Origin of the sequence: Janthinobacterium sp. SUN206 (assembly GCF_030587305.1) — a bacterium.
GTDB classification, from domain to species: Bacteria; Pseudomonadota; Gammaproteobacteria; order Burkholderiales; family Burkholderiaceae_D; genus Janthinobacterium; species Janthinobacterium kumbetense.
The window spans coordinates 923,791-936,679 of the sequence record NZ_JAPWIB010000001.1; the positions used below are offsets into that span (position 1 = coordinate 923,791).

Genomic DNA, 12,889 nt, shown 5'->3' on the forward strand with positions numbered 1-12,889 from the left:
GCTTTTCGTTCGGAATACGGGAAGAACCGATTTTTTTCCTTCCACTTTCCAAGGATCTGCACCATGCCCCCTCGCCCGACCGCACCCACGCTGCGCCCATTTCCCCTCGCCGTCGCCATCCAGGCCCTGTTCCTGGCTGGCGCCGCCATGGGCGCCGTGGCCGTCACGGCCCCTGCCGCCCACGCGCAAACGCTTGAGAATGCGCAAGCCAAGCGCCCCTACGCGATCCCCGCCGGACCGCTGGAGCGGGCCTTGACCGCGTTCGCCAGCGCGGCCGGCGTGGAACTGTCGGCCGACGCGGCCCTCTTGCAGGGCAAGCGCAGCGGCGGCCTGGCGGGCAGCTATACCGTGCGCCAGGGCTTCGACGAACTGCTGCGCGGCCAGGGCGTGCGCGTCGTGGCGGGCGCCAACGGCGCCTATGCGCTGCGGGCGGACGCCTCGGCAACGCCATTGCCGGCGCCGGCAAGCGCACAGGCGCAGGCCAGCGCCACCCTGCCCGCCATCACCATCAATGCCAGCAGCGAGCGCGAAACGGCGACGGGCCCCGTGCGCGGCTACGTGGCGCGGCGCGCCGCCTCGGCCACCAAGACGGATACGGCCTTAAATGAAAACCCGCAATCCGTGTCCGTCGTCACGGCCGATGAAATCAGCGACCGCAACGCCGAATCGCTCGACGAGACCCTGCGCTACACGGCAGGCGTGACGCCGAACCAGCGCCCGCTGGGCAGCGACGATTCCTCGCTGCTGCGCGGCTTCACCATCGAAACGAACGGCATCCTGCAAGATGGCTTGCGCAATTCGGGCCGCACGTTTGGCGCCTCCATCGAGCCGTATGGCCTGGAACGCCTGGAAGTGCTGCGCGGCCCCGCGTCCGTGCTGTACGGGCAAATTCCGCCGGGCGGCATGGTCAACGCCGTCAGCAAGCGTCCCAGCGCGGACGCCGTGCGCGAAGTGGGCATCGAGTACGGCAGCTACCAGCGCCGCCAGCTGAAAGCCGACGTGGGCGGCACGCTCGACGCGCCAGGCGCCTGGACTTGGCGGGTCGTCATGCTGGGCCGCGAAGCGGACACGCGGCTGGATCGCGACCGCGACAACCGCCTGTACTTCGCGCCGTCCCTCACTTGGCAGGCAGGACCGGCCACGCGTTTGACCCTGCTGGCCCGCTACGAGCAGGACAACCAGCAATACGCGTTTCCCAACCAGCTGCTGGCGCCGGGCCCGCGCGGCCAGGTCGACCCCGGTGTCAACCTGATGGGCGACGACAACCGCTTCAAGCGCCGCAACACCATGCTGGGCTACGAGTTCGAGCATGCGTTCAACGATACGTGGTCGCTGCGCCAGAACCTGCGCTACACGCACCTGAAGAACGACCGCACGGACATGTTCCCCCTGGGCTTGAATGACGATGGCACGGTGAAGCGCTATTTCATGCCCGTCGATACGGCGTCGAAAAGCCTGTTCGCCGATACCCAGCTGCAGGCGCGCTTCGCCACGGGCAGCCTGGCGCACCAGGTGCTGCTGGGCGTCGATTACGCGAACATCCGCAACACGGACGAATACCGCCACCAGCAGGGCTTTATCGAGCCGATCGACCTGTACCAGCCCGTGTATGGCAAGCAGCCCCTGGTCCCGGCCAAGTCGCCGACCCGCGCGGACGCCCCGTCGCGCCAGCTGGGCCTGTATGCGCAGGATCAAATCAAATGGGACCGCTGGGTCGTGACGGCGGGCCTGCGCCGCGACAAGGCGACGCAATCGCGCGACGTCACCGACCTCCATGCCGGCAGCGTGAAAGCGGACTACCACCAGTCGCCGTCGGCCACCACGGGCCGCGTGGGCGCCGTCTACCTGTTCGATGGCGGCTGGGCGCCATATGTCAGCTACGCCACCTCGTTCTCGCCCGAACTGGGCGTCACGGCCAACGGCGACGCCCTGAAGCCGTCGCGCGGCAAGCAATTCGAGGCTGGCGTGCGCTATGAACCCGTGGGCCAGCGCGCCAGCTACACGGCCGCCGTCTTCGACCTGGTGCGCGACAACGTCACCACCTCCGACATCGGCAACCCGGGCAGCCTGCTGCAGACGGGGCAAGTGGGCTCGCGCGGCCTGGAACTGGAAGCGCGCACGGAGTTCGCCAGCCGTCTGAGCCTGATCGCGCAATACACCTACCTCGATACGGAGGTCAGGAAGAGCAATAACGGCGACCTGGGCTTGCAGCAGTCGGGCGCGCCGCGCCACAGCGCCTCGGCCTGGGCGCGCCAGGCGTTCGACCTGGGCACGGCCTTGCCCGCGTATGCGGCGCTGGGCATGCGCTTTCTCGGCGCCATGCGCTCGAACTCCGACGGCGACAACCTGAACATCCGCAATGGCGGCCTGACGCAGTGGGATGCGGCGCTGGGCGTGTCGCGCGGGCCGTGGCAGTTGTCCCTCAACGTCAACAATGTGCTGAACAAGCAGACCCTGTATGACTGCGGCTACCTGCCGAACCTGTGCTACCGCAATGCGGAACGCACGGCCAACGTCAGCGCGATGTACAGGTTCTGATGCCATCGCTGCACATGCGCCCCGCACTGGCGGCGCTGCACCGCTACGCCGGCCTGCTGATGGCCGGCTTCCTCATCGTGGCGGGCGTCACGGGCAGCGCGCTCGCATGGAAGGATGAACTGGAGGCGGCCATGCTGCCCGCCGTCTTCCGCGCAGCGCCGCCAACGCCGGACGCGGCGCCGCTCGACGCCCTGCTGCTGCGCGAGTCCATTGCCGCGCGCTTTCCCCAGGCGAGCGTCACGTACGCGCCGCTGTCCGCGCCGCCCGGCCGCAGCATGGTGTTCTACCTGCGCCCGCCTGGCGACGCGCCGCTGGCCAGCGACGAAGTGTTTGTCGATCCCTACACGGGCGCCGTGCTGGGCCAGCGTCGCTGGGGCGAGATAAGCCAGGGCGCCATCAACCTGCTGCCCTTCATCGAGCGCCTGCATTACGCGCTGGCGCTGGGCGACACGGGCTTGTTCATCTTCGGCCTGGTCGCCATCGTGTGGACGGTCGATTGCTTCATCGGCGCCGCCCTGACCTTCCCCGCGCGCCTGAAAAAACGCTCGCCGGGCAGCAAGCCGTGGCTGCGGCGCTGGCGCCCGTCCTGGCTGCTGCGCCGCCATGGCGGCAGCTATAAACTGGTGTTCGACCTGCACCGCGCGGGCGGCCTGTGGCTGTGGGCCATGCTGCTGGTGTTTGCCTGGAGCGGCGTCGCCTTCAATCTGTACGGCGTGTATGCGGCCGTGATGCAGCCGCTGTTCCCGCACCAGGGGGCCGAGGAAGCGGTGGCGCGGCACACGCCGTCGCCGGGCCCGCAGCTGGACTGGCCCGCTGCGCGCGCGCAGGGGCGCCTGTTGATGCACGCGCTGGCACAGCGGCACGCGTTCGCCATCGTCGAGGAAAACGCGCTGTCCTACGAACGCGCGCTGGGCGTGTACAGCTACAACGTGCGCAGCAGCCGCGACGTGCGCGCCCACAAGGGATTGACCACCGTCTTCTTCGACGCGGCCAGCGGCCGGCAACTGGCCGCGTGGCTGCCCACGGGCGCGGCCAGCGGCGACACCATCCGCAGCTGGATCAGCGCCCTGCACATGGCCTCGATGTGGAGCTGGCCCTTTAAGATGTTCGTTTGCGCCATGGGCGTGCTGGTGGCAGGCTTGAGCGTATCGGGCGTGCTGATCTGGCGCCGCAAGCGCCAGGGGCAAGCCAGGGCCAAAGCCCTCATTCATTAGTTCAGCTAATAAGAGTATGTCGATTCCAACGGCTTATCAATAGGTGGCAGACGCCGTACAGTAGCTCCTGTTAATGACTGAAGGAGCTTGCGATGAACCGCGTCACCCTGAATAACGGCATCACCATGCCCGTCGCCGGCTACGGCGTCTTCCAGATTCCCGACCCTGCCGAATGCGAGCGCAGCGTCATCGACGCCATCGCCGCCGGCTACCGCCTGATCGACACGGCCGCTTCCTACCTGAACGAAGCGGCCGTCGGCCAGGGCATCGCCCGCAGCGGCGTCGCGCGCGAGGAGCTGTTCGTCACCAGCAAGCTGTGGGTGCAGGACACGGGCTACGAGCGCACGGCACAGGCCATCGAGCAGTCGCTGCAGCGCCTGCAGCTCGATTACCTGGATTTATTCCTGATCCACCAGCCGTTCGGCGACGTCCACGGTTCCTGGCGCGCCATGCAGGATGCGTATCGCGGGGGCAAGCTGCGCGCCATCGGCGTGAGCAATTTTCATGCGGACCGCTTGATGGACCTCATCGCCTTCAACGATATCGCGCCCGCCGTCAACCAGATCGAGATCAACCCCTTCCTCCAGCAGGCGGACAGCGTGGCCTTCATGCTCGAGCACGGCGTGCAGCCGCAGGCGTGGGCGCCATTCGCCGAGGGCCGCAACAACCTGTTCCACAATGAATTGCTGCTGGGCATCGCTGGCAAGCACGGCAAGTCCGTCGGCCAGGTGGTGCTGCGCTGGCTGACACACCGGGGTATCGCCGTGCTGGCCAAGACCGTGCGCCGCGAGCGCATGGCGGAAAACCTGGAAATTGACGATTTCGACCTGGACGAAGCGGACATGGCCGCCATCGCCCCCCTGGAAACGGGCAGCAGCAGCTTCTTTTCGCACCGCGACCCGGCCATCGTCCAGTGGATGGCCGCACGCAAGCTCGATATCTGAAGGGATAGCTTCATGACAAGCAAACACGACACGCCCACGGGCCGCCGCTGCTTCCTGCTGGCGGCGGGCGGCCTGGCCGCCGCGCCGTTGATCGGCCAGGCGCAGGGCCGGACGGTGCAGGCAACGGTGGCGAACCGCCGCAAGCTGGGCAAGCTGGAAGTATCGAGCCTGGGCCTGGGCGTGCAAAACATGAGCCGCACCTACCAGACGACGATCCCCAGCCGCCCGGAGATGCACAGGATCATCCGCACGGCGTTCGAGCGGGGCGTCACCTTGTTTGACGCGGCCGAGGCGTACGGACCGCACGAGGTGGAGCGGATACTGGGCGTAGGCGTGGCGCCGTTTCGCAACGACATCGTCATCGCTTCCAAATTCGGCTGGGACATCGACTTGCAGACGGGCCAGCGCCGTCCGGGCTTGAACAGCCGCCCCGCGCACATCAAGCTGGCCGTCGAAGGCATGCTGCAACGCCTGCGCACGGACCGCATCGACTTGCTGTACCAGCACCGGGTGGACCCGCAAGTGCCGATCGAGGACGTGGCCGGCGCCGTGCAAGACCTGATGCGGGAAGGAAAAGTGCTGCATTGGGGCTTGTCCGAGATGGGATTATCAACGCTGCGGCGCGCTCATGCCGCCCTGCCCGTTTCGGCCGTGCAAAGCGAATACTCGATGCTGTGGCGGGGGCCGGAAGATGGCGTGCTGGTCCTGTGCGAGGAACTGGGCATCGGCTTTGTGCCGTGGAGCCCGCTGGGCGTCGGCTTCCTGGCGGGCGCCATCGACGCGAAGACCCGCTTTGCCGACGGCGACATCCGCCAGCTCGAATCGCGTTTTTCACCGGAAAACCTGCCGCACAACCTGGCGCTGGTGGCCCTGGTGAATAGCTGGGCCACGCGCAAGCAGGTGACACCGGCGCAGATCGCCCTGGCCTGGCTGCTGGCGCAACGGCCATGGATCGTGCCCATTCCCGGCACCACGCAGATGGCGCACATGCTGGACAATATCGGCGCGGCGGGTGTGCGCTTGACGGCGGCGGAGGTGGCCGAGCTGAACCAGGCCGTGGCCGCCATCCGGGTGCGAGGGGCAAGGCTGCCCGATGCTGTGCTGGCCTACTCGGGCGTGGAAGCCGCAGTCCGGCCGACCCTCAGGGAAAAGTGATAAAGGCTACCGGCACGGCATCCGCCAGCCACACGCCATTGGCCGACACATAAAACACGTGGCCCTGCGCCTGCATGGCGGCGGCATCCACCGTCAGCACGACGGGCTTGCCATGGCGCCCACCCACGGCCACGGCTGTTTCGCGGCTGGACGACAGGTGCACGTGGTTGCGCGATCCCGGCAGCAAGCCGCCGGCACGAATCGCCTCGACAAAGCGGCTGGCCGTGCCGTGGTACAGCATGGCAGGCGGCGTGGCGGGCGGCAGAGCGATATCGACGGCGGCCAGGGAGTGGCCCTGGTTGGCGCGGATGCGCAAGCCGTCTGCGCTGATGGCGTAGCGCGTCTTGCTGTCGCGGGCCACCACGTCATCCAATTGTTCACGGGAAAGGCGGCGGCCATGCCGGGCCGATTGCGCCAGCAGCTGGCCGATGTCGGCCCAGCCGTTGGTATCGAGCGCGAGGCCGATTTTTTCGGGGGCGTGGCGCAATATGAGGGAAAGAAATTTACTGGTATTTACTAAATGATCGGTCATGCCCCAGTCTACCGTTATCAGAACGCATATGACAAGGTCAGGCGTACGGAACGGGGTTCGACCGGATGGAAATGCCGGTCGTTCACCCCGTCCACCCCATCGCCAGGCAGGCGCGACGCATAGTAATAATCGATATCGCTGGCGCGCTTGTTGAACAGGTTGAACACGTCGAGCGACAACCGCGTCTTGCGGTTGAGCTGATACGCCAGGCGCGCATATGCCAGTGTAGTCGAAGCGGAGCGCACGCTATTGTCCTCGATCAAGGGACGGGGGCCGAAATAGCGCAATTGAAAAGCGCCCGACCACGGGCCCTGGTCCGTCACCGTCACGCCGAACGAAGCCACCTTGTCGATGGCGCCGGGGATGTGGTTGCCCGCCGGATCGTCTTGCGTATAGCGCGAGCGCGAAGCGGCCAGGTCCAGGTCGAACAGCAGCCACGGCGCGGCAATGTAATGGTTGTTCCACTCGATGCCGTGGCGGCGGCTGGCGCGGCTCGCTTCCGTCTCGCCCGCGTCGCCGACGAACAGCAGTTCCGACGCGATATCGAGGCGCCACAGGGCCAGCGAACTTTGCAGTCCCGGCAGCCATTCCGTGCGCGCACCCAGTTCCACGCCTTTCGTCGGCACCAGGGGCGTCACGGGCGTGGCAGCTTGCCCGTCAGGCAGGCGCGTCTGCGTCGTGCCCCGTGCATCGTTGCTATGAAAACCTTTGCCATAGTTCACGAAGAATTCCGTCTTGCTCCACGGACCAAGAATCAGGGACAGCTTGGGCGACACCACGTGGTCGTTCGCCGCGCCGCTGTTGCCAGCTATGCTGCTGGCCACATTGAAACGGTAGGCGTCGTAGCGCAAGCCCGCCACAGAACGCAGCCACGGCAGCCATTGCACGGTGTTTTCGCCGTACAGGCCGATGCTGGCTTCGCGCACGCTGTCTTCGCGCACCGTACTCTGCCGTACCCGATCCACCGTGTTGTAAGCGGTCGTAGCGGGCCTGCACGCCAACCTTGTTGCGCATGGGCAGTCCCGCCAACTCCGTGCTCCAGCTTTCGGCCGCGTTCACGCCCGCCACCGTGCGCCGCTCGCTTTGCTGGAACTGGTCGCCAGCGGCCGGATTGGCGAGGAAATAGGTGAAATCGCTGTTCAATTCCAGTTGCGAGCGGATCAGGTAGGCATCCAGTTCGAACAGCCCCTTCTCCGTGCGCTTGCGCATGGCGTACGACAGGCTGGTGCGCGACGTGTCGCCGCCGTCACTGGGCGCCAGCGAGCCGAAACGGCCGATCTGGCCCGACGCCACGGCGCGCAGCGGCACCTGGTCCGTGGCATTCCAGCTGTTCTTGTACGCCATGCCCGTCACGCTGAAGCCGTCGTCCGGCGTGCCCTGGCTGTAGCGCAGCACGCCGCTGTATTTGCGCACGTTTTCCGGCACGTCCCAGGGACCGTTGTTGCGGTTCACTTCCAGGCCGTACAGCAAGGTGCCAGGCCCGGCAGCGGCCGAATCGGCGACGACGCCGCGCACATAGCCGTGCTGGCCGACGGATACGCTGGCCTGGCCTTGCGGCAATTTGTCGGCCAGGCGGATGCGGGCGCTGCCTGCCGAGGAAAAATCGCCTTCGCCGGCGAAATACGGCCCCTTCTTGTAATCGATGCGCTGCACCAGTTCGGGAATGAGGAAATTGAGGTCGGAATAGCCTTGCCCATGCGCATGCGTGCGCATGTTGACGGGCATGCCGTCGACGTAGGTGGCAAAATCCGTGCCATGGTCAAGGTTAAAGCCGCGCAGGAAATACTGGTTGGCCTTGCCGTCGCCGCTGTGCTGGGTGACGATCAGTCCCGGCACGAATTCCAGCAACTCGCCCGTGCGCAAGGCGGGCCGGTTGACGATCAGTTCATTGGTGATGACGCCCTGGCTGGCCGCGTCCGACGTGCCGACGGCGTTGTCATAGTGGCCCGTCACGCGCACGGTGCGCGACTCTTCGGCCCCCGTGGCCCCGTCGGCCGGAACTTGCGCCGCCACTAGGCGCCCCATGCCCAACAATGCCAGTGCACAAGCTGCCACCAGTTTGCGTTTTCTCAATAGCATCGCGTCTCCAGTTTTTATGATGTCAGTACGGGCTCCTGCTGGCTATATATACGCGACGGATGGGCGCCTGGATTCAGCCTTTTCAAGGAGCGAGCGTGAACCTGAACGACAGCACCGGCAAGGCAGGCAGTCCCCCTTCCGACGTGCGCAAGCGCGACGTGCTGCCATATATCCTGCTGTTCATCCTGCTGGCGGGGTTGCTGGCCGTGCTGGCGGGCGCCCTGTTGCCGCCCTATTACCATGCCGTGCCGGCCCTGCTGTGGAGCCTGGGCTTTTGCGTCAGCGGCATGCTGCTGGGATTCCTGTTCGGCATACCGCGCACCCTGCCCTCGGGCACCGTCAACGTGGCGCCGCACGACGAGCGCAGCAATGGCAAGGACCGCCCCACGGACGAGCCGCCGGCCGCCGGGGCCGATGCGGCGACGGGCAACGCCAGCAATACCCTGTTCCTGGGCACGCCCACGCCCATGGAAATCAATTCGAATCTGGTGGAAGTGTCGGACTGGCTGACGAAAATCATCGTCGGCGTGGGCTTGATCGAGCTCAAAAGCCTGCCCGGCAGCGCGCGCAACATGGCCGCCTTCATCGCACCGAGCCTGGACACGGACACGCCCACAGCCATGGCCGTCGTGGGCGGCATCATGCTGTTCTTTTCCGTGCATGGTTTTCTGATCGGCTACCTGCTCACGCGTATTTACCTGTCCATCATGATCAAGCGGGCCGACAGCATGGTCAAGAACGAATCCGTGCGCCTGCAAAGCGGTAAGGAAATCGAAGTGGCGGAACTGAGCCGTTTGCAGCAAAAATCGCTGGAGGACATGCAGGAAGCCGTGACGCAGCTGTTGCTGGCCCATCCGCCGTGCGAGGGCGCGGCCGTCACGGCCCTGGCCGGCATGCCGGCGGAGAAAAAACCCGCCAGCCTGGTGCTGTGGCTGGACGACCATCCGCGCAACAATACCTTGCTGGTGGAACAGCTGGAACGGGAAAACATCAAGGTGGACCAGGCGGTTTCGACGCGGCAGGCGTTGGCCATGCTGCAACAAAAGCCCTATGCGCTGCTCATCACGGACATGGCGCGGGTGGAAAACCGCCGACGCATCAAGGATGCGGGCATACGCACGGTGCGCGAAGTGCAGCAAGCCCAGCCCGGACTACCCATCATCGTGTATTGCAGCAAAGATACGATCGCCAGCTACGGCACGGAAGCGGAGGCGGCCGGCGCCCGCTTCATCACCACCTCGGGCACCAGCCTGCTGGCCAGCGTCAACAAGCTATTGCATGAGGAACGGGGGGATGGCGCTCAGTCTTCCACGCAGTAACGGTAACTGCCCACGTAATGCAGCGAGCTGTGCTGCGGGTGCGCCAGCTGATTCGGCGCAAACACGCACACGCTGGCATCGGCCAGCACGCCCTGCGCCTGCGCATCCGCGCATGCCTGCGCCAGCCAGCTGTCGCCATACGACGCGCCATCGAGCAGCTGCGCCAGCGGCGCGGCCGACGCCAGCATGGCGCTCTCGAAACAGGCCGGCTCATAGGACGTGAGGCCCGTTTCCAGAAAAAATGGCGACGGCACGGCATCGCCGTCTTCCGTGTACGTGGGCGACAGATAAGCCTGCAGCGCTTCCCAGCTGGGAAAGCGCCCGTTGCAGGCAAATACGTGGACGATGGGCACGCTGTCGGACACGCTTACAGCTTTTCCATCTTTTGCCGCACGGCCGGCGCCGTCGAAGCCGTCGGCGCCAGTTCCAGATAGGTTTTATAGGCCGCTTTCGCCTTGGCGGCATCGCCGGCCTTGGCATACGCGTCGCCCAGGTTCAGGTAGGCAATGGCGCGGGACGGGTCCATCTTGACCGTGTTTTCAAACCAGCGGGCCGCTTCGCGGTATTTTTCCTGCTTGTAAAAGACAAAGCCCAGGTTGTTCGCCGCCAGCGCAAAGTCGGGGCGCAATTTCAGCGCTTCCGTAAATTGCGCTTCCGCCGCCGCATACTGTTTCTCCTTGTACAGCTGCAAGCCCCGGTCGTTGGCCCGTTGCGCCAGCTGGCGCGTGGACGACGGCACGGCGCCCGGCGTGACGATCTTCTGTTCGCCGCCCTGCAAATCCTTCACCGTCACGCTGGCCGCTGCCGGCTTGGCGTCCAGCTTGCTGTTCAGGGCAATGGCTTCCGTCGACAGCTGCGTCGTGTTCGGGCTGAGAAATTCCGTTTCGCCTGGCAATTCAAAGACGAAATCGCCCCCTTCCGAGCCGGGCAGGCTGCCGAACGCGGGCGTCTGGTTCGAGACGCTGGACACGGCCGGCGCCACATAGGCGGCCAGTTCCGTGGCCGTGATGAGGCCGTCGCCATTCAAGTCGCCCTTGCCCGCCAAGCCTTGCAGCAAGGTCCACGTGAACACGGAGTGGCCGTTCGGTCCGCCGTCGGCCACCAGCTGGTCGCCGCCGCCCGCCGTCAGCATTTGCCGGCCGATGCGCTTGGCGTTGTCGCGTAGGAAGGAACTGGAGCCGGCGCCGCGCGTCAGGCCCAGGCCGCTGTAGCAGGCATCCATGACGAAGAACGCGTGCTTGGCCGTCAGCGATTCCGCGATATTCTGGATTTCCGTCATCGGAATCGCATCCGTGGCGAACTGCGCCGGATCGGAATCGACGGGCACGATGTAGCCGAGGTCGCGTCCGGAACTGAGCTTGCGCGTGGCGCCATGGCCGGCGAAGAAGACGAAGATGCGGTCATTCTTTTGCACGCCGCCATGCGCCAGCTTGTCGTGGAAGGCGGCCAGGATATTGTTGCGCGTCGCTTCGCCGTTTTTCAGGGTCACGACACGTTCGGGCGCGAACGCGAATTTCTCGATCAGCGTCTCGCGGATGCCCTGCGCGTCGCGCACCGCATATTGCAATTTCGGCCATTTCGCATAATCGTCGATGCCGATCACCACGGCCCAGGAATTGGCGTAACCGGTGGTGACGGGCACCTTTTCCGGCGCCGGGGCCGTGCTTTTCGCGACCTGGAAGCTCGTGCCATCCCAGCCCGCGAATTGATAGCCTTCGGCGATCAGCTTGTCGAGCACGGCCGGCAAGGCTTTCACCGTGCGCTCATGGATGTCGTGGAACAGGACGATGCCCCGTCCCGCCTTGTCGACGGACGCCAGCACGCGATTGGTGATCGAGCTGGGCACGGGGTCGGCCCAGTCCAGCGAATCGATATTCCACATCACGGATTTCAAGTGCGCATCGGCCAGCGCGGCCATGCCTTCGCTGTTGCGCGCGCCATACGGAAAGCGGAACAGCGCGGCCCGCTCGGGGCTGATGGCCTTCAACAGCGTATCGGTGCCGAGGATTTCGCCTTTCAGCTTGTCGCCCGTCTGTTTCGACAATTGTGCGTGGCTGAAACTGTGGTTGCCCACGGCATAGCCCTCTTTCATCAGCTTGCGGCTCACTTCCGCGCCCGCGCCCAGCTTGGCGTGGCCTTCCGCGTCCAGGCTGCCCAGGTTGCGGCCCACGTTGAAGAACACGGCCGGCACGCCATACTGTTTCAGGATGGCGCTGATTTCTTCCGTGTAGCGGCGGTGCGGGCCGTCGTCGAAGGTCAGCACGATGGTTTTCTTCGGCAAGCCGAGGCCGAAGATTTCCGCTTCGTCCTTCTTGGGTGCGGGCTTGGCTTCGGGCACGGAGCCAGCCGGCGGTGTCGCATAGGGCACGACGATGCCGTTTTCCTTGAGAATCTGTTCGCGGCTGTAGAGTTTCTTCAGCTGCGCCACGTAATCGTCCCACCGTTCACGCTTGAGTTCGATGGCGCGCTGGCCCAGGTTGCCGAAGATTTGCCGGATTTCCTTCTCGTAATTGCGCTCGATCTCGCCCAGCGCGTCGAGGTCTTCGGAAATGCGCTTGTGCAGCTTGATCGCCGGCAAGGACGAATCCTTGGCCACGTCGGCCAGCATGCTTTGCAGCAGTTCGCGGAAGGCCAGGCGGTCCGCGTCGTACAGGCCAGGATCGGATTCGATATAGGTCAATAAACTGTCGAGCGCCTCGAAGCGGCCCGGATTGGTGGGCGCAGTCAATTGATCCAGCAAAAGATCGAGCCTGGCGATGCGCTCCTGGTTTTCATGGAACAGTGCCTGCCCCACTTTGCGGGCTTCATCGCGCGCCCCTTCGGGCAGAGTTTGCTCGTCGGCCAGCAGCACGATAATCTTGCGGAAATTGCCCAGCAAGTCGCGGAATTGGGCGGCCACGGCGGCCGTGTCGACGGTCGATTGGGGGGCGGCGGCCGGATTGCCCGCGGCGGGAGCGCCCGGCGCGGCGGTGGCGGCGGGACGGGTGTACGTATAAATGCCGGCCCCAGCGGCGAGTGCCACGACAACGGTGGCGGCGATCTTGATCGGCTTGGAAGTCACAGGCTTGTCATTCCCTTCACATACTATGCATAGCATTCAGATGGCGC

At 65.4% G+C, this 12,889-nt stretch carries 8 protein-coding genes and 1 pseudogene; 5 read left to right on the forward strand and 4 right to left on the reverse strand.

Annotation, left to right across the window (positions count from 1 at the left end):
* Positions 1-63: 63 nt before the first annotated feature.
* The 4 genes from O3300_RS04050 (at position 64) to O3300_RS04065 (ending at position 5,851) form a co-directional block, all read left to right on the forward strand.
* Positions 64-2,538, forward strand: a complete 2,475-nt coding sequence (locus O3300_RS04050) for a TonB-dependent siderophore receptor (RefSeq protein WP_305052125.1) — start codon at positions 64-66, stop codon at positions 2,536-2,538.
* A complete protein-coding gene (locus O3300_RS04055) occupies positions 2,538-3,752 on the forward strand; it encodes a PepSY domain-containing protein (protein ID WP_305052126.1) in 1,215 nt (404 codons plus the stop codon). The genes O3300_RS04050 and O3300_RS04055 overlap by 1 nt, the downstream gene beginning before the upstream one ends.
* 92 nt (positions 3,753-3,844) lie before the next feature.
* The gene (locus tag O3300_RS04060) at positions 3,845-4,696 is read left to right on the forward strand and encodes an aldo/keto reductase (RefSeq protein WP_305052127.1); all 852 of its coding nucleotides are present in this window, start codon (positions 3,845-3,847) and stop codon (positions 4,694-4,696) included.
* 12 nt (positions 4,697-4,708) lie between these two features.
* Entirely contained in the window at positions 4,709-5,851 is a 1,143-nt protein-coding gene (locus O3300_RS04065; protein WP_305052128.1) for an aldo/keto reductase, read from the forward strand.
* On the opposite strand, the gene O3300_RS04070 is transcribed toward O3300_RS04065, so the two are convergent.
* Together O3300_RS04070 and O3300_RS04075 are read right to left on the reverse strand one after the other, a co-directional pair.
* On the reverse strand, positions 5,838-6,383 hold the full coding sequence (locus O3300_RS04070) for an RNA 2'-phosphotransferase (protein ID WP_305052129.1): 546 nt from the start codon (positions 6,381-6,383) through the stop codon (positions 5,838-5,840). The genes O3300_RS04065 and O3300_RS04070 overlap by 14 nt on opposite strands.
* 17 nt (positions 6,384-6,400) lie before the next feature.
* Positions 6,401-8,408: pseudogene (locus O3300_RS04075) on the reverse strand (TonB-dependent receptor).
* A 149-nt stretch (positions 8,409-8,557) separates the two neighbouring features.
* Here O3300_RS04075 and O3300_RS04080 point away from each other — a divergent pair.
* A complete protein-coding gene (locus O3300_RS04080) occupies positions 8,558-9,781 on the forward strand; it encodes a response regulator (RefSeq protein WP_251348540.1) in 1,224 nt (407 codons plus the stop codon).
* Here O3300_RS04080 and O3300_RS04085 read toward each other — a convergent pair.
* On the reverse strand, positions 9,763-10,146 hold the full coding sequence (locus O3300_RS04085; RefSeq protein ID WP_289914578.1) for an immunity 22 family protein: 384 nt from the start codon (positions 10,144-10,146) through the stop codon (positions 9,763-9,765). The genes O3300_RS04080 and O3300_RS04085 overlap by 19 nt on opposite strands.
* 2 nt (positions 10,147-10,148) lie before the next feature.
* On the reverse strand, positions 10,149-12,842 hold the full coding sequence (locus O3300_RS04090; RefSeq protein WP_305052130.1) for a polysaccharide deacetylase family protein: 2,694 nt from the start codon (positions 12,840-12,842) through the stop codon (positions 10,149-10,151).
* Positions 12,843-12,889: the final 47 nt, after the last annotated feature.

Bases quoted from the DNA above. Each gene is read 5' to 3' on its own strand.
- O3300_RS04070 (WP_305052129.1), bottom strand. From the start codon at position 6,383: ATGACCGATCATTTAGTAAATACCAGTAAATTTCTTTCCCTCATATTG.
- O3300_RS04065 (WP_305052128.1), top strand. From the start codon at position 4,709: ATGACAAGCAAACACGACACGCCCACGGGCCGCCGCTGCTTCCTGCTG.
- O3300_RS04060 (WP_305052127.1), top strand. From the start codon at position 3,845: ATGAACCGCGTCACCCTGAATAACGGCATCACCATGCCCGTCGCCGGC.
- O3300_RS04050 (WP_305052125.1), top strand. From the start codon at position 64: ATGCCCCCTCGCCCGACCGCACCCACGCTGCGCCCATTTCCCCTCGCC.
- O3300_RS04055 (WP_305052126.1), top strand. From the start codon at position 2,538: ATGCCATCGCTGCACATGCGCCCCGCACTGGCGGCGCTGCACCGCTAC.